Raw genomic sequence first — 24,021 nt, 5'->3', positions numbered from 1 at the left:
GCCCGCCCGCGCCGCCTCGTGCCCGGGTCCCGGCCGCACAACGCACTTGGACCTAGTCCGCAGGCCCCGGTCCCTGCCGTCCTCCGGCCGATACGTTCCTTCGCACCCCGCCGGTACGGTGAGCTCATGACCCTCGGCCCCCAGTCAGGCCTGTCCGCAGTGAGCACCGCGCTACTGGCCATGAGCAGGCATCTCGAGGTGCGCGACGTCCTGAAGACGATCGTCGTCTCGGCCCGCGAGCTGCTCGACGCGGAGTACGCCGCCCTCGGCGTACCCGACGACCACGGCGGCTTCGCCCAGTTCGTGGTCGACGGTGTCAGCGACGCGCAGTGGCGGGCCATCGGGCCGCTGCCGCGCCAGCACGGCATCCTCGCCGCGATGCTGCACGACGCGAAGCCGCAGCGGCTCGCGGACGTGCGCGAGGACCCGCGCTTCGAGGGCTGGCCGGCCGCGCACCCCGACATGTCCGACTTCCTGGGCCTGCCGATCCGGGACGGCGACGAGATCATCGGCGCGCTCTTCCTCGCCAACAAGCGCCGCGCCAGGTCCGAGGGCGGCTGCGGATTCACCGGTGAGGACGAGGAGCTCCTCGGCATCCTCGCCCAGCACGCCGCAATCGCCCTCACCAATGCCCGGCTCTACGAGCGAAGCCGCGAGCTGACCATCGCCGAGGAGCGCTCCCGCCTCGCCCATGAGCTGCACGACGCCGTCAGCCAGAAGCTCTTTTCGCTGCGGCTGACCGCCCAGGCCGCCGCCGCCTTGGTGGACCGCGACCCGGTGCGCGCCAAGGGTGAGCTCCAGCAGGTCGCCGCGCTGGCCGCGGAGGCCGCCGACGAACTGCGCGCCGCGGTGGTCGAGCTGCGCCCCGCAGCCCTTGACGAGGACGGTCTGGTCAACACCCTCCGTACGCAGATACAGGTGCTCGACCGGGCCCACACCGCGCATGTCACCTTCGACAGCCGCGGCGTACGGGCCCTGCCGGCCGCCCAGGAGGAGGCACTGCTGCGCGTCGCCCAGGAGGCCCTTCACAACGCGCTGCGTCACTCCGGCGCGGAACGGGTCGACGTCTCGCTCGCCCGCCGGGGCCAGGGCGCGCTGCTCCGCGTCACGGACGACGGCATCGGCTTCGACCCCACCGTGGTCCGCAGAGCCGGCCGTCATCTGGGCCTGGTCTCGATGCGCGACCGGGCGAGCGGGGCGGGCGGCACACTGCGCGTGGAATCGGCGCCCGGGAAGGGCACCACGATCGAGATGGAGGTGCCCGGTGGCTGACCGGACTATCCGCGTACTGCTGGTCGACGACCACCAGGTGGTCCGCCGCGGCCTGCGGACGTTCCTCGAGGTGCAGGACGACATCGAGGTCGTCGGCGAGGCGGCGGACGGGGCGGAGGGCGTCGCCCGGGCTGAGGAGCTCCGCCCCGACGTCATCCTCATGGACGTCAAGATGCCGGGCATGGATGGCATCGAGGCGCTGCGCAGCCTCCGTGAGCTGACCAACCCGGCCAGGGTCCTGATCGTCACCAGCTTCACCGAGCAGCGCACCGTCGTCCCCGCCCTGCGCGCGGGTGCCTCCGGTTATGTGTACAAGGACGTCGACCCGGACGCGCTGGCCGGCGCCATCCGCTCGGTCCACGCGGGCCATGTGCTGCTCCAGCCGGAGGTGGCCGGCGCGCTTCTCTCCCAGGACGAGTCCAACGGCGGTACGGGCCGGGGGACCACCCTCACGGAACGCGAGGGGGAGGTGCTGGGCCTGATAGCGGACGGCCGTTCCAACCGGGAGATCGCCCGCGCGCTCGTCCTCTCCGAGAAGACTGTCAAGACGCACGTCTCGAACATCCTGATGAAGCTGGACCTGGCGGACCGTACCCAGGCGGCTCTGTGGGCCGTCCGGCACGGGGTGGCGGGCTGAATCGGAGGGTCATCCTCCAAACCGAGATTCATACCGTCGGGTGTAAGTCACCCACACGGCGCATCCTGGCGGCGGCTCGGGCGTTCTTCATGGCGTGCTGCGGCGAGGGGTCGCAGCAATCGCTAGGAGGAACCTGAAGTGAAGACCCTGAAGAAGGCCGCCGCCGTCACCGCGATCGCCGGAAGCATCGTCGCCGTCGGCGCCGGTGCAGCCTCCGCCCACACCGGCGGCGCCTACGCGAACGGCGCCGCGGTCCAGTCCCCGGGCGTTCTCTCCGGCAACCTGCTCCAGATCCCGGTCCACATCCCGGTGAACGTCTGCGGCAACACGGTCAACGTGATCGGCCTGCTCAACCCGGCCTTCGGCAACACCTGCGTCAACAACTGACACGCTTCGACAGGCCCTCCAGCCCCACCTGGAGGGCCGTCCCGTGTGTGTGCACGGGCCCAGGCGCGCCGGGAGCGCGGCAATCCGGCCCGCGTCAGCGACCGCGCTCCTGCGCCTCCACATACGCGTTGTACGCGGCCACCTGCGCCCGCCGCGTGACCCGCTCCACCGGCCGCAGCGCGGCCGCACGCGCGCCCATCTCCGACGCGCTCACCGCCCCGCCGTGCCCGCGCTCGTACGCCAGCGAGATCAGCAGACCCACCCGCCGTGCCAGCTCCAGCACCCGCACCGCCCGCGACGGATACCCGGGGGCCAGGACCTCATGGCCCGCGTGCGCCCGCGCCCGGTAGGCGTCGATCGCCGCCTCGGCCACCGGCCCGGATCCGGCCACGTCCAGCCGGGTCAGCACCACCGTCGCCTCGCGCAGCGCCTCCGCGAGCTCCCGCTCCGCCTCGCCGAGCGACGGCACATCGGCCGGCGGCGCCTCCCGCACCGGCAGACAGTGCCAGACGACCTCGACATGCAGATCCCCGGCCGGCCCGGCCTCGTACACCTCGGGTACGAGCCCCAGCGCACCCCCGTGGCAGACGACGGCCTCCTCCGCCTCCAGCGCCCGCGCATTGAACTCCGGCGGCCCGCTCAGCCCCAGCGGATGCCCCGGCGCGGGCAGCGCCACCCGGAAGCCGGTCACCCCGAGCGCCCGCAGCCTGCCCAGCGCCAGGGTGAGCCCGACCGGCCCGGTTTCGCCGGGCAGACCGTCCACCCGGTGCACCGCGTCCTCCCCGACGATCGAGTGAGCGGCGTCATCCGGCGAAACATTTCCGGCCAAAAGGGCATTTCCCCAGGCAGTCAGTCGTCCTGAGCGAGGTTCCGAGAGCATGGGACCAGCCTAAGGACCGGTCCGCCCGACGGGTGGCGTAGGTTTCTCCATGGAGTTTTCCCGGGGGCCGCCCACCGGCGCGCACCGCACAGCCCCGGGAGCCGAGACCGATTGCATGGGGAGACAACGCGACCATGAGCGATGTACTGGAGCTGGTGGACGTATCCGTGGTCCGCGACGGACGCGCTCTGGTGGACGACGTCTCCTGGTCGGTGAAGGAGGGCGAGCGCTGGGTGATCCTCGGCCCCAACGGCGCCGGCAAGACCACCCTCCTCAACATCGCATCCAGCTATCTCTTCCCGACCCGCGGCACCGCCACCATTCTCGGTGAGCAGCTCGGCAAGGTCGACGTCTTCGAGCTCCGCCCCCGTATCGGCATGGCCGGCATCGCCATGGCCGAGAAGCTGCCGAAGCGTCAGACCGTCCTCGAGACGGTGCTCACCGCGGCGTACGGCATGACCGCGCACTGGCACGAGGACTACGAGGACGTCGACGAGCAGCGCGCCCGGGCCTTCCTCGACCGTCTCGGCATGACCGAATACCTGGACCGCAAGTTCGGCACGCTCTCCGAGGGCGAGCGCAAGCGCACCCTGATCGCCCGCGCACTGATGACCGACCCGGAACTGCTGCTCCTCGACGAGCCCGCGGCGGGCCTGGACCTCGGCGGCCGCGAAGACCTGGTGCGCCGCCTGGGCAGGCTCGCCCGGGACGAGTTCGCCCCCTCGATGGTCATGGTCACCCACCATGTCGAGGAGATCGCCCCCGGCTTCACCCATGTCCTCATGATCCGCCAGGGCAAGGTGCTCGCCGCCGGCCCCATGGAGACCGAGCTGACCTCCCGCAACCTCTCCCACTGCTTCGGTTTGCCGCTCGTCGTCGAGCGCAACGGTGACCGCTGGACCGCCCAGGGCCTCCCGCTCTCCTGATCTCGCTCTCCCGGTCCCGGTCCCGCCTCCCGGAGACGCACTGTCCGCGAGGCGGCCCCGGTCCTACCATGACCTTGTGAACATCGACGCATGGGTGTGGTGGCTCATCGGCGCGGTAGCTCTCGGCATCCCGCTCGTACTCACCGCGATGCCCGAATTCGGCATGCTCGCCGTAGGTGCGGTCGCCGCCGCGGTGACCGCTGGGCTCGGCGGTGGCGTGGTCATCCAAGTGCTCGTCTTCGCTGTGATCTCCGTCGCACTCATCGCCGTGGTGCGCCCCGTCGCCACGAGGCACCGCTCGCAGCGCCCCCAACTGGCCACCGGCGTCGATGCGCTGAGAGGCCGTCAAGCCGTGGTCCTGGAACGAGTGGACGCCTCCGGAGGCCGTATCAAGCTCGCCGGCGAGGTCTGGTCGGCACGGGCGCTCGACGCGAGCCAGAGCTTCGAACCCGGCCAGCAGGTCGATGTCGTCGAGATCGACGGGGCAACAGCTGTCGTGATGTGAGCCAATTGTGAGCCGAACGCCCCACACCAGGGGCGGCGGTCTGGAAAACTGACTACCAAGATCGTCCGCGAAGCGAAGGGTACGGGAAGCGATGCAACCGATCATCATCGTCCTGATCATTCTGGTGGTGCTGGTCTTCATCGCCCTGATCAAGACGATTCAGGTCATTCCGCAGGCGAGCGCCGCCATCGTCGAGCGCTTCGGCCGCTACACCCGTACGCTCAACGCGGGGCTGAACATCGTCGTCCCGTTCATCGACTCGATCCGCAACCGGATCGACCTCCGCGAGCAGGTCGTCCCCTTCCCGCCCCAGCCGGTGATCACCCAGGACAACCTGGTCGTGAACATCGACACCGTCATCTACTACCAGGTGACCGATGCCCGCGCCGCGACCTATGAAGTCGCCAGCTACATCCAGGCGATCGAGCAGCTCACCGTCACCACCCTCCGCAACATCATCGGCGGCATGGACCTCGAGCGGACCCTCACCTCCCGCGAGGAGATCAACGCCGCGCTGCGCGGAGTCCTCGACGAGGCCACCGGCAAGTGGGGCATCCGAGTCAACCGCGTCGAGCTGAAGGCCATCGAGCCGCCGACCTCCATCCAGGACTCGATGGAGAAGCAGATGCGCGCCGACCGTGACAAGCGTGCCGCGATCCTCACCGCCGAAGGTATCCGCCAGTCGCAGATCCTCACCGCTGAAGGTGAGAAGCAGTCCGCGATCCTGCGTGCGGAGGGTGAGTCCAAGGCGGCCGCCCTGCGTGCCGAGGGCGAGGCCCAGGCGATCCGCACGGTCTTCGAGTCCATCCACGCCGGTGACCCGGACCAGAAGCTGCTCTCGTACCAGTACCTGCAGATGCTCCCGAAGATCGCCGAAGGAGACGCGAACAAGCTCTGGATCGTGCCCAGCGAGATCGGCGACGCCCTCAAGGGCCTGTCCGGAGCGATCGGCAGCTTCAACCCCGCGGGAGGCGACAACAGGCCCACGAACGAGAGCACGGAGCGCCGGGAGCAGCCCCCCATCGACTGACGCGTACACGCTTCTTCATGCATGATCGGTGAGGCCCCTCGACCTCCATGGCGGGGAGGCGTCTCACTGACGTGTAAGGAGATGGCGTTGTCCATCTGGGAAGCACTCGTGGTCTTCGCCGCCGGCGTCGGCGCCGGCACGATCAACACGATCGTCGGCTCCGGCACCCTGATCACCTTCCCGGTGCTGCTGGCCACCGGCCTGCCGCCCATCACCGCGAACGTCTCCAACACCCTCGGCCTGGTGCCCGGTTCGATCAGCGGCGCCATCGGTTACCGCCGCGAACTCCAGGGCCAGGGCCGTCGGGTGATCCGCCTGGGCCTCACCGCCCTGATCGGCGGCCTGGCCGGCGCGATCCTGCTGCTGGCCCTGCCCTCTGAGGCCTTCGACACGATCGTGCCCGTACTGATCGGCGTCGCGCTCGTTCTCGTCCTGCTGCAACCGCGCCTCGCCCGGGCCGTCCAGCGCCGCCGCGAGGCCAACGGCAACGACGTCCACCCCGACGGCGGCGCCGTCCTCATCGTCGGCCTGCTGCTCGCCAGCGCCTACGGCGGATACTTCGGCGCCGCACAGGGAGTCCTCTACCTCTCCCTGATGGGCCTCCTCATCCACGACACCCTTCAACGGATCAACGCGCTCAAGAACATCCTCGCGGCCGTCGTGAACGGAGTCGCCGCCCTCTTCTTCCTCTTCGTCGCCGAATTCGACTGGACGGCCGTCCTGCTCATCGCCGTCGGATCGACCATCGGCGGCCAGATCGGCGCCAAGGTGGGCCGCCGCCTCCCCGCCCCGGTCCTGCGCGGGGTGATCATCGCCGTCGGGGTCCTCGCAATCATCCAACTCACGATCGGGGGATGAGAGTCCGCCTCCACTGAGGCGGACTCCCGGGCAGTCGGCAGGGCTACGCTGCCGACTGCCCCAGCCACTCCGGCAGCTCGGACCGGTCGCGCGCGCCCATCGCCAGCAGCATCGCGTCCGCCGGCGACGGCACGAACGGCTGGTGCAGCAGCGGCATCCCTGCCTGCTCCGGCGTACGGTCCGCCTTGTGGTGGTTGTCCTCCGCGCAGGACGCCACCGTATTCAGCCAGGTGTCCTGGCCACCCTGCGCCCGCGGTACGACATGGTCCACCGTCGTCGCCCGTTTCCCGCAGTACGCGCACCGGTGCTGGTCCCGTATCAGCACACCCCGCCTCGACCATGGAGCCTGTCTTCGGAAAGGCACCCGTACGTACCTGCACAACCTGATCACCCGCGGCACCGGAAGATCGACGGCGGCCGCGCGTACACGGAGTCCGGGATGGGCCTGCTCGACGACGGCTTTGTCCTGAAGTACCAGGACCACGGCACGATTGAGTGTCACCGTCGACAGTGGCTCGAAGCTTGCATTCAGTACCAACGTGTCCCGCATCGTGCCCACCTCCGATAGCGCCTGGCCCACCCGATGGCGGGCTGGAAGCAACTCTGGCCGGGCTCGCCGAGATGGACAACGCAATATCTGTGTTCTCCCGGGAGACACCCCCGGGATCCCCCGGCAAAAAGACTGCCCGCCCCCGGTCTCTCCAAGACCAGGGGCGGGCAAACGGAAGAAGAACGCTCAGTGCGCGGAACTCGCGTACTCACCGATCAGCTGAGCGCGGCCCAGAGTGTGGAACCGCAGATTGAAGCCGATCACCGCGGGTGAAGCATCGGCGTCGGGGCCGAGCTTCTCCTGGTCCACCGCGTACACGGTGAACACATAGCGGTGTGCCGGGTCGCCGGGCGGCGGCGCCGCCCCGCCGAAGTCCTTGGACCCGTAGTCGTTCCGCGCGTGCACCGCGCCCGCCGGCAAGCCCTCGAACTTGCCGCTGCCCGCACCGGGGGGCAGCTCCGTCACCGACGCCGGGACGTCGAACAGCACCCAGTGCCAGAACCCGCTGCCGGTCGGCGCGTCGGGGTCGAAGCACGTCACGGCGAAGCTCTTGGTCTCCGCCGGGAACCCTTCCCACCGCAGCTGCGGCGAGGTGTTCCCGGCTGCGTAGACCTGAGCGTCCTTCAACACGGCACCCGGCTCGACGTCCTCGCTCACCACGGTGAACGAGGGCACCTCGGGGTGGAAGTCATGGGGAAGCGGCGGCCTCGTGCGCTCGGCCACGTCGGCACCTCCTGATCGTCGGCGATCGTCTGTCCTGGCCCGACCTTAGGCCCTGTCCGGCTGGTCATGCCGGGCTCGCGGCGTCTCGGTGCCCGCCGCGAAGCGGCTGATGTCACCGCAGCCGCTCCGCGGCGGGCGCGCCTCTCCCCCGTAGCCCTTCGGGCACGGGAGGTACCCCCACCGTTGTCGTCGGTCGCCGATGTCCCCCAGCCGCCTCCCCCAGCCACCTCTGGGGGTGCCCCCAGAGGTGCCCCCCACCGCATGCGTGGACACCAGCCGCTGCGCGGCGGGCCCTCCTCCGCCTTGCGATGCACGGCACCACGAGACACCAGCCGCTCCGCGGCGGGCGCTCCCTGATCCGGCCTGACCGGCCGCACAGGACCTACTGCTGTGACCAGAAAGGTTCACCGGCTCGCGACGTCCGGCACGGCACCTCTCCCCCGTAGCCCTTCGGGCACGGGAGGTGCCCCCAGCGTTGTCGCATCCCGCGAGTACGGCCGAGTACGAGCTGCGATGCTCCGCCTTGCGATGCACCGCACCTGGGGGCACCTCTGGGGGCACCCCCAGCGGTAGCTGGGGGAGTCTCGAGCTTCCCGGCAAACCTTTCCGGCCGCAGCACTAGAAGACCGATGAAGGTCTTGCTCCGGCCGCCTGACTCGCCCCGGATTGCCGGTAAATGCCAATCGCCATGAACCGGTGCGAGTCGGGCGCGATTCCAAGATCTTCAGGACGCTCCTAGAACCAGTTGCGCCGTCCGCCGACATCGGCGAGCCACTGGTTGAGGTACGCGGCCCAGTCGGTCCCCTGGAAGTTGTGCAGCCCCACGGTGAAGGCCCGGTACGAGTCGCTGCCCTCGGTGAACAGCCCCGGCTTCTTGTCCATCTCAAGGATGACGTCCATCTCGTTGCCGTCCGCGACGAAGCTCAGCTCGACCTGGTTCAGCCCGCGGTACTGCTGCGGCGGGAGGAACTCGATCTCCTGGTAGAAGGGCAGCTTCTGCCGGGTACCGCGGATGTGGCCGCGCTCCATGTCCGCGCTCCGGAAGCGGAAGCCCAGCTGCCCGAAGGCGTCCAGGATCGCCTGCTGCGCCGGCAGCGGGTGCACGTTGATCGGGTCCAGGTCGCCCGAGTCCACGGCGCGCGCGATCTCCAGCTCCGTGGTGACACCGATGTTCATACCGTGCAGGTGATGGCCCTGGAAGTGCGTGATCGGGGTCTCCCACGGGATGTCGAGCCCGAACGGCACCACGTGCACCGCACCCGCCTGCACCTCAAAGGCACCGCCCAGCCGCAGCTTCGCGAACTCGATGTCCTGCTTGTACTCCTGGTCGCCGCTCTCGACCTCGACCCGCGCCTGCAGACCGACGGAGAGCCCCTCGATCTGCTGTGCCACCGAACCGCCCTGGATCCGCACCTCGCCCTGGACGACACCGCCCGGCACGACGTTGGACTCGGTCAGCTCCGTCTCCACCGACGCACCACCGGCACCCAGGCTCGCGAGCAGCCGCTTGAACCCCATTTTGTTCCTCCTTCGACTCTGATCCGTACAAACGCGGAGAGCCGGGTCCCGGTTCCGCACCTTTCACCGTGGCAAGCGACCGGTCGCTCGACCACCCACATGTACCAAGCGATTCGACTACGCTCGTAGGCCATGATCGAGGCCCCCGACCGTACGCCACTGCCCAGGGACTTCTTCGACCGCCCGGTCCTCGAGGTCGCCCCGGATCTGCTCGGCCGCACCCTGGTCCGCCTCACCGGCGACGGTCCGATCGAGCTCCGCCTCACCGAGGTCGAGGCGTACGCGGGCGAGGCCGACCCCGGCTCGCACACCTTCATGTCAAGGCGGTCGGCATGAACGTCATGGATCTTGCTCACCCCGCCGAAGAAGTCGCCCCCAAGCTGCTCGGTGCCATCCTCACCCATGAGACCCCCGAGGGAACCGTGAGCATCACCATCACGGAGACCGAGGCATACTCCGGTTCGGCCGACCCCGCCTCCCACGCCTACCGAGGCAGGACACCCCGAAACGCCGTCATGTTCGGACCCGCGGGACACCTGTACGTCTACCGGTCTCACGGACTCCACTGGTGCGCCAACATCGTCACTGGGCCAGACGGCATCGCTACAGCTGTCCTCATCCGGGCAGGCAGGGTCATCGAAGGGGAAGACCTGGCCCACGAGCGGCGAGGGGGCAAGGTCGAGAGTCCACGTCTCGCGCGGGGTCCGGGGAACTTCTGCCAAGCGCTCGGCATCACGGCAGAGCACAACGGCACAGACCTGCTGACAGGCGCCTCGGTCGCGCTGTCCGAGGGCGAGCCGGTACCCGCCGCACTCATCCGGGTCGGTCCTCGGGTAGGCGTGAGCAAAGCCCATGACTGGCAGCACCGCTTCTACCTCGCCGATGATCCAACGGTCTCGGCGTACCGACTGAGCCCGAGAGCCAAGCCGTCCGCCGGAGCCTGAGCCGCTGTGCGCCTTGCTCGCGGCTCGCCGGTGGGTCGGCGCGGAGTTGGGTCCGAAGACCGCGTTCACTTTGCCGCCATCGGATGGGCCGACCGGCACGGACACGCAGGCTTCGGTCCCGGCCGGTTGGCCGTACTGCTGGGCAAGGGCGGCAAACCGCTGTCCGAACAGAGCACGCGTAACGCGGTAGCCCGCGCCAAGGCGCTGGGCCTTGTGTCGTCCCGGTCCGGGGCCGCCTGCCTCCTGCTTCCGCCTTACCTGCTCCAGAAGGGCAAGGGTGCGCCAGCCCCCTGCCGTCTCCCTGAGCCTGTGCGGCGGGAAGGTGAACGCATGTCTCCTCGGTCAGGTCCACCAACTCGACCAGGTCTCGTGTCGTGCGGGAGAGGCAGTCGTAGTGCCTGGCTACGACGACATCAGCCGCACCTGTCCGAACCAGCTCGACCACGCGCCTCCGGCCTTGACCGCGAGCCGACACTTTGCGGCCCTCAACGACACGGAAGAGTCCTTCTCCGTGATGACCTCGACAACCGTCCAGCCGTTCCGGTCGCACAGCGCCTGGCTCAGTTCGACCTGTTGCGTCAGGTTCCCTCCCTTGGACTCCTCGCCCCTCGGGGTCGGGCTGAGCCTGGCGTAGATGATCGTTCGCACTGCTGCCTCAATCTGGTGTGCGACCCCGAGGGCACCGCCAGCGGTGTACTCCTCCGCGCGGGTGAGGTGCGCGCCGGTGCCAAGCTCACCCGCGAACGGCGAATCCCGGCCCAGAACGAGAAGGAACTGGCCAAAGGCCCGGCCCGTCTGGCCACCGCCCTCGACATCACCCGCGCCCTCGACGGCACGGATGTCTGCGCCGGCCCCGGCTCCCCTCTGTCCGTACTCACGGGCACCCCACCCCCCTCCGACCAGGTACGCAGCGGCCCCCGCACGGGTATCGGCGGCGACGGAGCCACCCACCCCTGGCGCTACTGGATCGCCGACGACCCCACGGTGAGCCCCTACCGAGCCCACGCACCACGCCGCAAGTCGACTTGACTCGGCCCTGCCGGACGCCTAACGTAGCCCGAGCCGCTTGTACCGGGCACTGCCATTCGGCATCCCGAAGTGGCCATCCACTATCTACTGATCAGCCCTTACGGGTCGATTTCGGCATGCCGGAATTCGAGCCCAATGACTCGATTATTGAATCGCAGGGAAATCGGCTAGTGTCGTGGACGTCGGAACGGCCCGAAAGCCGGGAAGACAAACCCCTCTGACTGGGAATCAGACGCCGAAAGGATCTGATAGAGTCGGAACCGCCGGAAAGGGAAACGCGAAAGCGGAGAACTTCACGGCAGCCCGCTCCAGCGGGTGGCGGAAACGGAAATCGGATCTGCTAAGCTGGAAACACCGAAGGGAAGCGCCCGGAGGAAAGCCCCAGAGAATATCGCTGCGGGTGAGTACAAAGGAAGCGTCCGTTCCTTGAGAACTCAACAGCGTGCCAAAAATCAACGCCAGATTAGTTGATACCCCGTCTCTCTTGAGACGAGGTTCCTTTGAAAAGTCCTACTTGCCCTTGTGGTGGGTAGGCGAAAACACAGCGAGGACGCTGTGAACGGTCGGATCATTCCTCCGACTGTTCCGCTCAACGCGAGTGTCACTCCCGATTACGGGAAAACATTCACGGAGAGTTTGATCCTGGCTCAGGACGAACGCTGGCGGCGTGCTTAACACATGCAAGTCGAACGATGAAGCCCTTCGGGGTGGATTAGTGGCGAACGGGTGAGTAACACGTGGGCAATCTGCCCTTCACTCTGGGACAAGCCCTGGAAACGGGGTCTAATACCGGATATCACTTTCTCTCGCATGGGAGAGGGTTGAAAGCTCCGGCGGTGAAGGATGAGCCCGCGGCCTATCAGCTTGTTGGTGGGGTAATGGCCTACCAAGGCGACGACGGGTAGCCGGCCTGAGAGGGCGACCGGCCACACTGGGACTGAGACACGGCCCAGACTCCTACGGGAGGCAGCAGTGGGGAATATTGCACAATGGGCGAAAGCCTGATGCAGCGACGCCGCGTGAGGGATGACGGCCTTCGGGTTGTAAACCTCTTTCAGCAGGGAAGAAGCGAAAGTGACGGTACCTGCAGAAGAAGCGCCGGCTAACTACGTGCCAGCAGCCGCGGTAATACGTAGGGCGCAAGCGTTGTCCGGAATTATTGGGCGTAAAGAGCTCGTAGGCGGCCTGTCACGTCGGATGTGAAAGCCCGGGGCTTAACCCCGGGTCTGCATTCGATACGGGCAGGCTAGAGTGTGGTAGGGGAGATCGGAATTCCTGGTGTAGCGGTGAAATGCGCAGATATCAGGAGGAACACCGGTGGCGAAGGCGGATCTCTGGGCCATTACTGACGCTGAGGAGCGAAAGCGTGGGGAGCGAACAGGATTAGATACCCTGGTAGTCCACGCCGTAAACGTTGGGAACTAGGTGTTGGCGACATTCCACGTCGTCGGTGCCGCAGCTAACGCATTAAGTTCCCCGCCTGGGGAGTACGGCCGCAAGGCTAAAACTCAAAGGAATTGACGGGGGCCCGCACAAGCAGCGGAGCATGTGGCTTAATTCGACGCAACGCGAAGAACCTTACCAAGGCTTGACATATACCGGAAACGGCCAGAGATGGTCGCCCCCTTGTGGTCGGTATACAGGTGGTGCATGGCTGTCGTCAGCTCGTGTCGTGAGATGTTGGGTTAAGTCCCGCAACGAGCGCAACCCTTGTTCTGTGTTGCCAGCATGCCCTTCGGGGTGATGGGGACTCACAGGAGACTGCCGGGGTCAACTCGGAGGAAGGTGGGGACGACGTCAAGTCATCATGCCCCTTATGTCTTGGGCTGCACACGTGCTACAATGGCCGGTACAATGAGCTGCGATGCCGCGAGGCGGAGCGAATCTCAAAAAGCCGGTCTCAGTTCGGATTGGGGTCTGCAACTCGACCCCATGAAGTCGGAGTTGCTAGTAATCGCAGATCAGCATTGCTGCGGTGAATACGTTCCCGGGCCTTGTACACACCGCCCGTCACGTCACGAAAGTCGGTAACACCCGAAGCCGGTGGCCCAACCCCTTGTGGGAGGGAGCTGTCGAAGGTGGGACCAGCGATTGGGACGAAGTCGTAACAAGGTAGCCGTACCGGAAGGTGCGGCTGGATCACCTCCTTTCTAAGGAGCACATAGCCGACTGCGAGCAAATGTCTCGCACGGTTGCTCATGGGTGGAACGTTGATTATTCGGCACGATCGGGATGAGGACTGCTAGTACTGCTTCGGCGTGGAACGCAGCATCTGAGACCGGACGTGTCGGGCACGCTGTTGGGTCCTGAGGGAGCGAGCGATGCTCGTCCTTCAGACGCCGGCCCCAGTGAACTCGTCAGTCAGCTGGCGGGGTGATGGGTGGCTGGTCGTTGCTTGAGAACTACACAGTGGACGCGAGCATCTGTGGCCAAGTTTTTAAGGGCGCACGGTGGATGCCTTGGCACCAGGAACCGATGAAGGACGTGGGAGGCCACGATAGGCCCCGGGGAGCTGTCAACCGAGCTTTGATCCGGGGGTGTCCGAATGGGGAAACCCGGCAGTCGTCATGGGCTGTCACCCGCTGCTGAACACATAGGCAGTGTGGAGGGAACGCGGGGAAGTGAAACATCTCAGTACCCGCAGGAAGAGAAAACAACCGTGATTCCGGGAGTAGTGGCGAGCGAAACCGGATGAGGCCAAACCGTATGCGTGTGAGACCCGGCAGGGGTTGCGCATGCGGGGTTGTGGGAGTTCTCTTGACCGGTCTGCCGGCCGGTCGGCGAGTCAGAAACCGTATGGATAGGCGAAGGACATGCGAAAGGTCCGGCGTAGAGGGTAAGACCCCCGTAGCTGAAATCTGTACGGCTCGCTTGAGAACCACCCAAGTAGCACGGGGCCCGAGAAATCCCGTGTGAATCTGGCGGGACCACCCGTTAAGCCTAAATATTCCCTGGTGACCGATAGCGGATAGTACCGTGAGGGAATGGTGAAAAGTACCGCGGGAGCGGAGTGAAATAGTACCTGAAACCGTGTGCCTACAAGCCGTGGGAGCGTCGGACGTACTTGTACGTCTCGTGACTGCGTGCCTTTTGAAGAATGAGCCTGCGAGTTAGCGGTGTGTAGCGAGGTTAACCCGTGTGGGGAAGCCGTAGCGAAAGCGAGTCCGAACAGGGCGATCGAGTTGCACGCTCTAGACCCGAAGCGGAGTGATCTAGCCATGGGCAGGTTGAAGCGGAGGTAAGACTTCGTGGAGGACCGAACCCACCAGGGTTGAAAACCTGGGGGATGACCTGTGGTTAGGGGTGAAAGGCCAATCAAACTCCGTGATAGCTGGTTCTCCCCGAAATGCATTTAGGTGCAGCGTCGTGTGTTTCTTGCCGGAGGTAGAGCACTGGATAGGCGATGGGCCCTACCGGGTTACTGACCTTAGCCAAACTCCGAATGCCGGTAAGTGAGAGCACGGCAGTGAGACTGTGGGGGATAAGCTCCATGGTCGAGAGGGAAACAGCCCAGAGCATCGACTAAGGCCCCTAAGCGTACGCTAAGTGGGAAAGGATGTGGAGTCGCAGAGACAACCAGGAGGTTGGCTTAGAAGCAGCCACCCTTGAAAGAGTGCGTAATAGCTCACTGGTCAAGTGATTCCGCGCCGACAATGTAGCGGGGCTCAAGCGTACCGCCGAAGTCGTGTCATTGCAGCATAAAGCCCCAACGGGTGCTGTGATGGGTAGGGGAGCGTCGTGTGCCGGGTGAAGCAGCCGCGGAAGCGAGTTGTGGACGGTTCACGAGTGAGAATGCAGGCATGAGTAGCGATACACACGTGAGAAACGTGTGCGCCGATTGACTAAGGGTTCCTGGGTCAAGCTGATCTGCCCAGGGTAAGTCGGGACCTAAGGCGAGGCCGACAGGCGTAGTCGATGGACAACCGGTTGATATTCCGGTACCCGCTTTGAAGCGCCAGCGCTGAACCCAGCGATGCTAAGCCCGTGAAGCCGCCTGCCTTCGTCTTTGACGCAGGTGGGAGTGGTGGAGCCGGTGATCCAGACTGGTAGTAGGTGAGCGATGGGGTGACGCAGGAAGGTAGTCCAGCCCGGGCGGTGGTTGTCCCGGGGTAAGGGTGTAGGCCGTGTGGTAGGCAAATCCGTCACACATACAAGGCTGAGACCTGATGCCGAGCCGATTGTGGTGAAGTGGATGATCCTATGCTGTCGAGAAAAGCCTCTAGCGAGTTTCATGGCGGCCCGTACCCTAAACCGACTCAGGTGGTCAGGTAGAGAATACCGAGGCGTTCGGGTGAACTATGGTTAAGGAACTCGGCAAAATGCCCCCGTAACTTCGGGAGAAGGGGGGCCACGCCTGGTGAAGGAACTTGCTTCCTGAGCTGGGGGTGGCCGCAGAGACCAGCGAGAAGCGACTGTTTACTAAAAACACAGGTCCGTGCGAAGCCGTAAGGCGATGTATACGGACTGACGCCTGCCCGGTGCTGGAACGTTAAGGGGACCGGTTAGCTCACCTTCGGGTGGGCGAAGCTGAGAACTTAAGCGCCAGTAAACGGCGGTGGTAACTATAACCATCCTAAGGTAGCGAAATTCCTTGTCGGGTAAGTTCCGACCTGCACGAATGGCGTAACGACTTCTCGACTGTCTCAACCATAGGCCCGGTGAAATTGCACTACGAGTAAAGATGCTCGTTTCGCGCAGCAGGACGGAAAGACCCCGGGACCTTTACTACAGTTTGATATTGGTGTTCGGTTCGGCTTGTGTAGGATAGGTGGGAGACTTTGAAGCAGCCACGCCAGTGGTTGTGGAGTCGCCGTTGAAATACCACTCTGGTCGTGCTGGATGTCTAACCTCGGTCCGTGATCCGGATCAGGGACAGTGTCTGATGGGTAGTTTAACTGGGGCGGTTGCCTCCTAAAGAGTAACGGAGGCGCCCAAAGGTTCCCTCAGCCTGGTTGGCAATCAGGTGTTGAGTGTAAGTGCACAAGGGAGCTTGACTGTGAGACCGACGGGTCGAGCAGGGACGAAAGTCGGGACTAGTGATCCGGCGGTGGCTTGTGGAAGCGCCGTCGCTCAACGGATAAAAGGTACCCCGGGGATAACAGGCTGATCTTCCCCAAGAGTCCATATCGACGGGATGGTTTGGCACCTCGATGTCGGCTCGTCGCATCCTGGGGCTGGAGTCGGTCCCAAGGGTTGGGCTGTTCGCCCATTAAAGCGGTACGCGAGCTGGGTTTAGAACGTCGTGAGACAGTTCGGTCCCTATCCGCTGTGCGCGTAGGAATATTGAGAAGGGCTGTCCCTAGTACGAGAGGACCGGGACGGACGAACCTCTGGTGTGCCAGTTGTCCTGCCAAGGGCATGGCTGGTTGGCTACGTTCGGGAGGGATAACCGCTGAAAGCATCTAAGCGGGAAGCCTGCTTCAAGATGAGTATTCCCACCTCCTTGAGAGGGTAAGGCTCCCAGTAGACGACTGGGTTGATAGGCCAGATGTGGAAGCCCGGCAACGGGTGGAGCTGACTGGTACTAATAGGCCGAGGGCTTGTCCTCAGTTGCTCGCGTCCACTGTGTTAGTTCTGAAGCAACGAACAGTTGCTGGTTTGAGTAGAACATTCAACTGAAGAGTGTGCTTGTTCGCTCGAAACCGATAGGGTTTCGGTGGTCATAGCGTTAGGGAAACGCCCGGTTACATTCCGAACCCGGAAGCTAAGCCTTTCAGCGCCGATGGTACTGCAGGGGGGACCCTGTGGGAGAGTAGGACGCCGCCGAACAATCTTTCAGGACCCTTGGTCCCAGCGTTCACGCTGGGACCAAGGGTCCTTTTGTTTTTCTTGATTTTCTCGCACCGCGTCGGTCGGCCGGCTGAGCGAGAATGTATGTGGTACCAGAAGACAGGAGCCATACGGATGTCCCCCAACCCTTCCGACGACCGTCCGGAGCGCGAGCCGCGTCGCCGGGACGGTGGTGATGACCGCGGCGGCTACCGAGGAGAACCGCGCCGGGACGACCGGCGTGACGACCGTGGTGGCTTCCGTCGGGATGACAGCCGTGGTGGTGGCGGCTTCCGCCGTGACGACCGCGGTGGCTACGGCCGTCGTGACGACCGGGGTTACGAGCGTCGTGATGACCGTGCGCCGCGTCGTGATGACGAGCGTGGTGGTTTCCGCCGTGACGAGCGGCGGGATGATCGTGGCGGTTTCCGCCGTGATGACCGCGGTGGTTATGGGCGTCGTGACGACCGGGGTTACGAGCGTCGTGATGACCGTGCGCCGCGTCGTGATGACGAGCGTGGTGGTTTCCGCCGCGACGAGCGGGGTCATGAGCGCCGCGACGATCGTGCTGGCTTCCGCCGTGATGAGCGTCGTGACGACCGTGGTGGGTTCCGTCGCGATGAGCGTCGTGATGACCGTGCCCCCCGTCGTGATGACGAGCGTGGTGGTTTCCGCCGTGACGAGCGGCGTGACGATCGTGGCGGTTTCCGCCGTGATGACCGCGGTGGTTATGGGCGTCGTGACGACCGGGGTTACGAGCGTCGTGATGACCGTGCGCCGCGTCGTGATGACGAGCGTGGTGGTTTCCGCCGCGACGAGCGGGGTCATGAGCGCCGCGACGATCGTGCTGGCTTCCGCCGTGATGAGCGCCGCGACGATCGTGCTGGCTTCCGCCGTGATGAGCGTCGTGACGACCGTGGTGGGTTCCGTCGCGATGAGCGTCGTGATGACCGTGCCCCCCGTCGTGAAGACGAGCGTGGTGGTTTCCGCCGTGACGAGCGGCGTGACGATCGTGGCGGTTTCCGCCGTGATGACCGCGGTGGTTATGGGCGTCGTGACGACCGGGGTTACGAGCGTCGTGACGACCGCGCGCCGCGTCGTGATGACGAGCGTGGTGGCTTCCGCCGCGACGACCGGCGTGACGAGCGCGCCCCCCGCCGCGACGACCGGCCGCGTGGGCCGAGGCGTGACGAGGGCCGTGGCCGGCCCGGTGGGTTCCGGGGCCGTGACGATCGTCGCGACGACCGTGGCGGCTTCCGCCGCGAGGACCGCGAGCGCGGCCGGGACCGTGAGCCGATCAAGCGGCTGCCGATTCCCGACGACGTCACCGGCGAGGAGATCGACAAGGACGTACGGCAGGAGCTCCAGAGCCTGCCCAAGGGGCTTGCCGAGGACGTCGCCAGGAACCTGGTGATGGTCGCCCGTCTCATCGACGAGGAGGCCGAGCAGGCGTACGGCTACTCCAAGGTGGCCCTGCGGCTCGCCTCGCGCGTGGCCGCTGTCCGTGAGGCGGCCGGCTTCGCGGCGTATGCGACGCAGCGGTACAGCGAGGCTCTGGCCGAGTTCCGGGCCGCCCGTCGGATGACCGGGTCGGTCGAGCTGTGGCCTGTCATGGCCGACTGCGAGCGTGGCATGGGCCGTCCGGAGCGTGCGCTGGCGATGGCCGGTGAGCCGGAGGTGCAGAAGCTCGACAAGGCCGGCCAGGTCGAGATGCGGCTTGTTGCGGCCGGGGCTCGGCGGGACATGGGGCAGCTGGATGCCGCCATCGTGACGCTGCAGAGCCCGGAGCTGGCGTCGAGCTCGGTCCAGCCGTGGACCGCCCGTCTGCGCTACGCGTACGCCGACGCGCTGCTGGCCGCGGGCCGTGAGACCGAGGCGCGCGAGTGGTTCGCGAAGGCGCTCGAGGCGGACAAGGACGGCTCGACCGACGCCTCGGACCGGCTCGCCGAGCTGGACGGTGTGGAGTTCGTCGACGCGCTCGACGAGGACCTGGACGACCCGAACGAGCAGGCCGGCCAGGAGGCTCCTGCCGAAGCCGGTGATACGGCCGGGCAGCACGAATCGGCCGAGCCGGACGAGGCCTCAGAGGCCGCGGAGGCCCGCGAGGCCGACAAGGGCTGATCTGACACATGGAGAGGGCGGCATCCCGATGACCGGGATGCCGCCCTCCTCGTTTCGCCCGTCCGTTCGCCCTTGTGCCGGTGGGCCGTGGGCGGCCTCAGCCGAGGGCGAGGCTCCGCAGCACCAGCCCGGTGGCCGGTTTGGGGCCGAAGGACGTGGACTTGCGGGGCATGGTGACGCCCTGCCGGGCCAGTTCCCGTACGACGTCCTCGTGTACCGGGTGCATCAGCACCGCCGTGCCGCCGTGACGTTCGGCCTGCTGGACGGCGGCGTGGGTGTCGTGTATGTACGCGATGTCCTCGGGCGCGTCGGGGATCTGCCAGATGTGCTCCAGCAGTGCGGCGTGGAGGACGGTGGCGTCCAGCGCGCGCCAGGCCGGCGGGCGGTCGCCGGGGACGGTACGCGCCAGCAGGTCCTCGTCCGGCCGGTCGAGCAGGTGGAAGCGTCCGTCGCCGGCGAGCAGGAAGGCGTTGCCGATCGCGGCGGCCGCCTCGAGCGCCGCCAGGGCCTCGGGGAGCGGCCCATCGAGCGTACGGACCCGGAACGTGTCACCGACGGCGGCCAGGGCCGTGGCGACGGGCAGCCGGTGCAGCAGGCGGTGAATCGCGCGGACCTGGAGGGGATAGCGGCCGGTGTCGATCAGCAGGACCAGGCCGAAGTCCCACGGTCCGGGTTCGGCCTGCTCGGAGCGGAGCCGGAGGTAGGTCGCCCAACGGTGGTGGCCGTCGGCGATGAGGGCCTGGTGGCGGGAGAGGTCGGCGTCGATCTCGGCGAGCTCCGCACGGTCGGTGATGGACCACAGGCGGTGGCAGTAGCCGTCCTCGGTCGTGGTGGACAGCAGCGGGGGACGCAGGATGGTGCGTTCGATGACCGCCGTGGCGCCCGTGGCGTTGCCGTTTCCGCGATAGCTGAGGAGCAGCGGTTCCAGATGTGCGGCGGTCTCCCGCATCAGGGCGGCGCGATCCTCTATGACGTGCGGCATGACGTCCTCGTGAGGGAGCACGATGCCCTCGGAGGGGGCGGAGAGGGCCAGTGCCCCGATGAGTCCGCGTTGCAGCATGTCGCCGCGGCGCTGCTCGTACACGTACAGCGCGGGCTCGGGGTCGGGCGTCAGGATGCCCTCGGCCAGCCAGCGCCGGAGTGTTTCGGCGGCTTGGTGGTGGCCCGAGGCCGGTGCTGCGGCCTGCGGGAGAATGAGCCGGACGATGTTGTGGGGGTCCGCGGACTCCAGGTGATGCAGTCCGTCGGGCCGTACCACGACGTCGTACGGGGGAGAGGTTACGGCTGCGATGCTGCCGACCCGCTCGGGGTCGTAGCGCAGTCCGCGGAAGGGGATGAGTCGCAGCCCGAGATCCGCACGCCCAGTTGTGCTCATTGCTGCATGGTATGTGCCCCGAGGCGATGAGCGATGATCGGACGAGGACATTGATCGAAGTATCTGAGGGAGCGGAAGACTGATGGTTCAGCGGAGCAGGACCGCACCGAGCGGCAGCGCGCAGACGCTGTGCGAGGCCTACGACACGGCTCTGCTGGATCTGGACGGGGTGGTGTACGCGGGCGGGTCCGCGATCCCGCGTGCCGTGGAGGCGCTCGGGGCGGCCCGCGAGTGCGGTATGCATCTCGCGTACGTGACGAACAACGCGCTGCGTACGCCGGAGGCGGTGGCCGAGCATCTCACCGAGCTCGGGGTGCCGGCCGAGGCCGGTGACGTGATCACCTCGGCGCAGGCGGTGGCCCGGCTGATCGCCGAGCAGGTTCCGGCCGGGTCGCGGGTGCTGGTGATCGGCGGGGACGGGCTGCGGGTCGCGCTGCGCGAGCGGGGCCTGGAGCCGGTGGAGTCCGCGGACGACGATCCGGCGGCGGTGGTGCAGGGGTATGGCGGCCCCGAGCTGCCCTGGGGACGGTTCGCGGAGGCCAGTTACGCGATCGGGCGGGGTGTGCCGTGGTACGCGTCCAACACCGACCTGACCATACCGGGCGCCCGGGGGATCGGACCGGGGAACGGTGCGGCGGTCGAGGTCGTCCGGATCGCGACGGGTGCCGAGCCCCGGGTCGCGGGCAAGCCGCTGCCGCCGATGCACCGGGAGACGATCCTGCGTACGGGCGCGAAGCGGCCCCTCGTGGTCGGGGACCGGCTGGACACGGACATCGAGGGCGCCTTCAACGGCGGTGTGGACTCACTGCTCGTGCTGACCGGGGTGACCGGTGCGGCGCTCCTGCTGGCGGCCGAGCCCCGGCACCGGCCGACCTATGTGGACGCCGATCTGCGGGGGCTGCTCACCGGTCAGCCCGAAGTGACCGTGGCCGGCGAGGGCTTCGGGTGCGGCGGCTGGACGGCGGCGGTACGGGGCGAGGCGCTGGTGCTGGACGGCGAGGGCGAGGCCCTGGACGGGCTTCGGGCGCTCTGTGCGGCGGCCTGGACGTACGCGGGGGACGGTATGTGTGCCCTGGACCCGGGCAAGGCGCTGGCGCGGCTGGGGCTGTAGGGGGAGGGCGTCACAGCAGTGCTCTGAGCCGCAGCAGGTCGCGTACGCCGGCCTCCAGCCGGACCCGGCCCGAGGCCCAGGCCCTGGCGAAGTTCAGCCGCCCGCCGACCATCGCCACCAGATCGTCGCCGGCCATCGCCAGCCGGATCTGTGCCTTCTCGCCCGGAGGCCCCTGACGGGTGTCCAGCACCTCGATCCGGCCGTCGGCGAGACGTCCGGTGAAGGTGATGCCGAGGTCCGTGATGTGGCAGCTCAGCGAGCGGTCCAGGGCAGCGGCACGGCGCACGTCGCCATCGGTGCGCGCGAGATTGTCCGAAAGTGTGTCGAGTGCGGTGCGGCACTCCTCCGTTGTCGCCATCATGATCGACCGTACCCCAGTGCTTCGGGGTAGCGTCATGGTATGAGCGACTCGATGCCGGCCTCCGGGGCGGAGCACACCGCCGATTCTCCGCTGCCCATCGGGGTGGAGCGCACGCCGACCGGCCATGCCGAGGTGGACACGTGGATCGAGCGGCTGGGTGACGCCGACCGTCTCACGACGGACGGACACATCGAGGTGTACGAGGATGTACACCGGGGACTGCGGGACACGCTCACCGCGCTCGACGCACGCCCCGTACCAACGCTTTCGCACAACAACAGGAGATGAACCGAACGTGGCAGGAGTGGCACGCCGCCGTCTCGACGCCGAGCTGGTGCGTCGCAAGCTGGCGCGCTCGCGCGAGCACGCGAGCCAGCTGATCGCCGCGGGGCGGGTGACCGTCGGCAGGACCGTTGCGACCAAGCCCGCCACCCAGGTCGAGACCGCTGCCGCGATCGTCGTCGTCAAGGACGACAGCGACCCCGAGTACGTCTCGCGCGGCGGCCACAAGCTGGCCGGAGCCCTTGCGGCGTTCGTGCCGCTGGGTCTGAAGGTCGAGGGGCGCCGGGCATTGGACGCCGGTGCGTCCACCGGCGGTTTCACGGACGTACTGCTGCGCTCCGGGGCCGGGCATGTCGTCGCCGTGGACGTCGGCTACGGGCAGCTCGCCTGGTCCCTGCAGAGCGACGACCGGGTCACCGTCAAGGACCGTACGAACGTACGCGAGTTGACGCTGGAGCTGATCGACGGCAAGCCGGTCGACCTGATCGTCGGCGATCTGTCCTTCATCCCCCTCGGCCTGGTGCTGCCCGCCCTGGCGCGCTGTGCGGCGTCCGATGCCGACCTGGTGCTGATGGTCAAGCCGCAGTTCGAGGTGGGCAAGGAACGCCTCGGCAGCGGCGGCGTCGTCCGCAGCCCGGAGCTGCGCGCCGAGGCGGTACGGACCGTGGCGCGGCAGGCGGGGGAACTCGGCCTCGGGGTACTGGGCGTCACCGCCAGTCCGCTGCCGGGCCCGTCCGGGAATGTCGAGTACTTTCTGTGGCTCCGGGCCGGGGCGCCCGAGCTCGATCCTGCGGATGTTGACCGTGCAGTGGCGGAGGGGCCGCGTTGACAAACACGACAGCAGCGACACGCACCGTTTTCCTGCTCGCGCACACCGGCCGCCGGGCGGCCGTGCGCAGCGCCGAACTCGTCGTCCAGGGGTTGCAGCGGTGCGGCCTCGGCGTACGCGTACTGGCCGCGGAGGCGTCCGATCTGCCGCTGCCGCCGTCCGTCGAACTGGTCGCCGAGGCGACCCCGGCCGCGCTCGACGGCTGCGAACTGCTGATCGTCCTGGGCGGGGACGGCACCCTGCTGCGCGGTGCCGAGTTCGCGCGCGCCTCCGGGGTGCCGATGCTGGGCGTCAACCTGGGGCGGGTGGGCTTCCTGGCGGAGGCCGAGCGGGACGACCTCGACAAGGTGGTCGACCGGGTCGTCACCCGGGCGTACGAGGTCGAGGAACGCATGACCATCGACGTCTCGGTGCGCAGCAACGGCGATGTCGTGCACACCGACTGGGCGCTCAACGAGGCCGCCGTGCAGAAGGTCTCGCCCGAGCGGATGCTGGAAGTCATCCTGGAGATCGACGGCCGCCCGGTCACCGGCTTCGGCTGTGACGGCATCGTCTGCGCCACCCCCACCGGTTCGACCGCCTATGCCTTCTCCTCCGGCGGCCCGGTGGTCTGGCCCGAGGTGGAGGCCCTGCTGATGGTCCCGATCAGCGCGCACGCGCTGTTCGCCAAGCCGCTGGTGACCTCGCCGACGTCGGTGCTCGCGGTGGAGGTGCAGGCACACACCCCGCACGGGGTGCTGTGGTGCGACGGCCGCCGGGCCGTCGAGCTGCCGCCCGCAGCCCGGGTGGAGGTGCGACGGGGGGCTGTTCCGGTGCGGCTGGCGCGGCTGCACCACGCGTCGTTCACGGACCGGCTGGTCGCCAAGTTCGCGCTGCCGGTGTCGGGCTGGCGCGGGGCGCCGAACTGACGGTCG

21 protein-coding genes, 3 rRNA genes and 3 pseudogenes are annotated in these 24,021 nt (G+C 67.2%); 20 read left to right on the top strand and 7 right to left on the bottom strand.

The genetic code is table 11. The features are described 5' to 3' along the window. The first annotated feature begins 126 nt into the window (after positions 1–126). The 3 genes from ABD858_RS06660 to ABD858_RS06650 all read left to right on the top strand — a co-directional run bounded on the left by ABD858_RS06660 (position 127) and on the right by ABD858_RS06650 (position 2,296). Positions 127–1,272: a GAF domain-containing sensor histidine kinase gene (locus ABD858_RS06660; RefSeq protein WP_345035194.1), complete on the top strand. Its 1,146-nt coding sequence runs from the start codon at positions 127–129 to the stop codon at positions 1,270–1,272. Next, complete coding sequence (locus ABD858_RS06655) at positions 1,265–1,909, top strand: response regulator (RefSeq protein WP_345035193.1); 645 nt, start codon at positions 1,265–1,267, stop codon at positions 1,907–1,909. Before ABD858_RS06660 ends, ABD858_RS06655 begins: the two co-directional genes overlap by 8 nt. Before the next feature lie 138 nt (positions 1,910–2,047). Beyond that, on the top strand, positions 2,048–2,296 hold the full coding sequence (locus ABD858_RS06650; RefSeq protein WP_345035191.1) for a chaplin: 249 nt from the start codon (positions 2,048–2,050) through the stop codon (positions 2,294–2,296). A 94-nt stretch (positions 2,297–2,390) separates the two neighbouring features. On the opposite strand, the gene ABD858_RS06645 is transcribed toward ABD858_RS06650, so the two are convergent. Continuing rightward, positions 2,391–3,176: a hypothetical protein gene (locus tag ABD858_RS06645; RefSeq protein WP_345035190.1), complete on the bottom strand. Its 786-nt coding sequence runs from the start codon at positions 3,174–3,176 to the stop codon at positions 2,391–2,393. Between the two features lie 134 nt (positions 3,177–3,310). Between ABD858_RS06645 and ABD858_RS06640 the strand changes: the two genes are divergently transcribed. The 4 genes from ABD858_RS06640 (at position 3,311) to ABD858_RS06625 (ending at position 6,495) form a co-directional block, all read left to right on the top strand. Further along, positions 3,311–4,102, top strand: coding sequence for an ABC transporter ATP-binding protein (locus tag ABD858_RS06640; protein WP_345035189.1), 792 nt, complete (start codon positions 3,311–3,313; stop codon positions 4,100–4,102). A 76-nt stretch (positions 4,103–4,178) separates the two neighbouring features. Further along, positions 4,179–4,607: an NfeD family protein gene (locus ABD858_RS06635; RefSeq protein WP_345035187.1), complete on the top strand. Its 429-nt coding sequence runs from the start codon at positions 4,179–4,181 to the stop codon at positions 4,605–4,607. Between the two features lie 91 nt (positions 4,608–4,698). Continuing rightward, complete coding sequence (locus ABD858_RS06630) at positions 4,699–5,637, top strand: SPFH domain-containing protein (protein ID WP_345035186.1); 939 nt, start codon at positions 4,699–4,701, stop codon at positions 5,635–5,637. 81 nt (positions 5,638–5,718) lie between these two features. After that, complete coding sequence (locus ABD858_RS06625) at positions 5,719–6,495, top strand: sulfite exporter TauE/SafE family protein (RefSeq protein ID WP_345035185.1); 777 nt, start codon at positions 5,719–5,721, stop codon at positions 6,493–6,495. Between the two features lie 43 nt (positions 6,496–6,538). On the opposite strand, the gene ABD858_RS06620 is transcribed toward ABD858_RS06625, so the two are convergent. The 3 genes from ABD858_RS06620 to ABD858_RS06610 form a co-directional block, all read right to left on the bottom strand. Further along, entirely contained in the window at positions 6,539–7,045 is a 507-nt protein-coding gene (locus tag ABD858_RS06620; RefSeq protein WP_345035184.1) for an HNH endonuclease, read from the bottom strand. A 186-nt stretch (positions 7,046–7,231) separates the two neighbouring features. Then, on the bottom strand, positions 7,232–7,768 hold the full coding sequence (locus ABD858_RS06615; RefSeq protein ID WP_345035182.1) for a YbhB/YbcL family Raf kinase inhibitor-like protein: 537 nt from the start codon (positions 7,766–7,768) through the stop codon (positions 7,232–7,234). A 735-nt stretch (positions 7,769–8,503) separates the two neighbouring features. Continuing rightward, positions 8,504–9,286, bottom strand: a complete 783-nt coding sequence (locus tag ABD858_RS06610; protein WP_345035181.1) for a sporulation protein — start codon at positions 9,284–9,286, stop codon at positions 8,504–8,506. A gap of 132 nt (positions 9,287–9,418) precedes the next feature. On the opposite strand from ABD858_RS06610, the pseudogene ABD858_RS06605 reads away from it, so the two are divergent. Together ABD858_RS06605 and ABD858_RS06600 are read left to right on the top strand one after the other, a co-directional pair. Beyond that, positions 9,419–9,610, top strand: a pseudogene (locus ABD858_RS06605) (DNA-3-methyladenine glycosylase); the annotation flags it as partial. A gap of 8 nt (positions 9,611–9,618) precedes the next feature. Next, positions 9,619–10,230 (top strand): DNA-3-methyladenine glycosylase, encoded by a 612-nt coding sequence (locus ABD858_RS06600; protein ID WP_345035180.1) that lies wholly within the window; start codon positions 9,619–9,621, stop codon positions 10,228–10,230. Between the two features lie 367 nt (positions 10,231–10,597). Here ABD858_RS06600 and ABD858_RS36740 read toward each other — a convergent pair. Next, a pseudogene (locus ABD858_RS36740) lies at positions 10,598–10,675 on the bottom strand (hypothetical protein); the annotation flags it as partial. On the opposite strand from ABD858_RS36740, the gene ABD858_RS36735 reads away from it, so the two are divergent. The 7 genes and pseudogenes from ABD858_RS36735 (at position 10,654) to ABD858_RS06560 (ending at position 19,149) form a co-directional block, all read left to right on the top strand. Then, positions 10,654–11,259, top strand: a complete 606-nt coding sequence (locus ABD858_RS36735; RefSeq protein WP_425586309.1) for a DNA-3-methyladenine glycosylase — start codon at positions 10,654–10,656, stop codon at positions 11,257–11,259. The pseudogene ABD858_RS36740 and the gene ABD858_RS36735 sit on opposite strands and share 22 nt — an antisense overlap. Before the next feature lie 624 nt (positions 11,260–11,883). Then, positions 11,884–13,409 (top strand): 16S ribosomal RNA (locus tag ABD858_RS06585). 277 nt (positions 13,410–13,686) lie between these two features. Beyond that, positions 13,687–16,807, top strand: a 23S ribosomal RNA gene (locus ABD858_RS06580). Positions 16,808–16,911: 104 nt separating this feature from the next. Beyond that, positions 16,912–17,028: ribosomal RNA gene (gene rrf, locus ABD858_RS06575) — 5S ribosomal RNA — on the top strand. The 16S, 23S and 5S rRNA genes sit together here, the layout of an rRNA operon. 105 nt (positions 17,029–17,133) lie before the next feature. After that, a pseudogene (locus tag ABD858_RS36730) lies at positions 17,134–17,934 on the top strand (hypothetical protein); the annotation flags it as partial. Then, positions 17,855–18,442 (top strand): hypothetical protein, encoded by a 588-nt coding sequence (locus tag ABD858_RS06565; RefSeq protein WP_345045082.1) that lies wholly within the window; start codon positions 17,855–17,857, stop codon positions 18,440–18,442. The pseudogene ABD858_RS36730 and the gene ABD858_RS06565, both read left to right, overlap by 80 nt. After that, positions 18,334–19,149, top strand: coding sequence for a tetratricopeptide repeat protein (locus tag ABD858_RS06560; RefSeq protein WP_345044315.1), 816 nt, complete (start codon positions 18,334–18,336; stop codon positions 19,147–19,149). The genes ABD858_RS06565 and ABD858_RS06560 overlap by 109 nt, the downstream gene beginning before the upstream one ends. Before the next feature lie 97 nt (positions 19,150–19,246). Here the strand turns inward: ABD858_RS06560 and ABD858_RS06555 are convergent, their stop codons facing one another. Continuing rightward, positions 19,247–20,524, bottom strand: coding sequence for a DUF1015 family protein (locus ABD858_RS06555; protein ID WP_345035179.1), 1,278 nt, complete (start codon positions 20,522–20,524; stop codon positions 19,247–19,249). Between the two features lie 82 nt (positions 20,525–20,606). Here ABD858_RS06555 and ABD858_RS06550 point away from each other — a divergent pair, with 82 nt between their 5' ends. Beyond that, positions 20,607–21,635 carry an HAD-IIA family hydrolase gene (locus tag ABD858_RS06550; RefSeq protein ID WP_345035178.1) on the top strand — a complete coding sequence of 343 codons (1,029 nt, stop codon included), beginning with the start codon at positions 20,607–20,609 and terminating at the stop codon, positions 21,633–21,635. A 10-nt stretch (positions 21,636–21,645) separates the two neighbouring features. Here the strand turns inward: ABD858_RS06550 and ABD858_RS06545 are convergent, their stop codons facing one another. Beyond that, on the bottom strand, positions 21,646–21,993 hold the full coding sequence (locus ABD858_RS06545; RefSeq protein WP_345044313.1) for an SCP2 sterol-binding domain-containing protein: 348 nt from the start codon (positions 21,991–21,993) through the stop codon (positions 21,646–21,648). Positions 21,994–22,035: 42 nt separating this feature from the next. Between ABD858_RS06545 and ABD858_RS06540 the strand changes: the two genes are divergently transcribed. Genes ABD858_RS06540 through ABD858_RS06530 form a run of 3 tightly spaced genes read left to right on the top strand, consistent with a single transcriptional unit; the run spans position 22,036 to position 24,015 of the window. Next, positions 22,036–22,284, top strand: a complete 249-nt coding sequence (locus tag ABD858_RS06540; RefSeq protein ID WP_345035176.1) for a hypothetical protein — start codon at positions 22,036–22,038, stop codon at positions 22,282–22,284. Positions 22,285–22,291: 7 nt separating this feature from the next. Then, a complete protein-coding gene (locus ABD858_RS06535) occupies positions 22,292–23,107 on the top strand; it encodes a TlyA family RNA methyltransferase (RefSeq protein WP_345035175.1) in 816 nt (271 codons plus the stop codon). Then, positions 23,104–24,015 carry an NAD kinase gene (locus ABD858_RS06530; protein ID WP_345035173.1) on the top strand — a complete coding sequence of 304 codons (912 nt, stop codon included), beginning with the start codon at positions 23,104–23,106 and terminating at the stop codon, positions 24,013–24,015. The genes ABD858_RS06535 and ABD858_RS06530 overlap by 4 nt, the downstream gene beginning before the upstream one ends. The last annotated feature ends 6 nt before the right edge of the window (positions 24,016–24,021 follow it).

Origin of the sequence: Streptomyces sannanensis (genome assembly GCF_039536205.1) — a bacterium.
GTDB classification, from domain to species: domain Bacteria; phylum Actinomycetota; class Actinomycetes; order Streptomycetales; family Streptomycetaceae; genus Streptomyces; species Streptomyces sannanensis.
The sequence above is the reverse complement of the archived record's forward strand: the minus strand, read 5'-3'. Positions and strand labels throughout refer to the sequence as shown.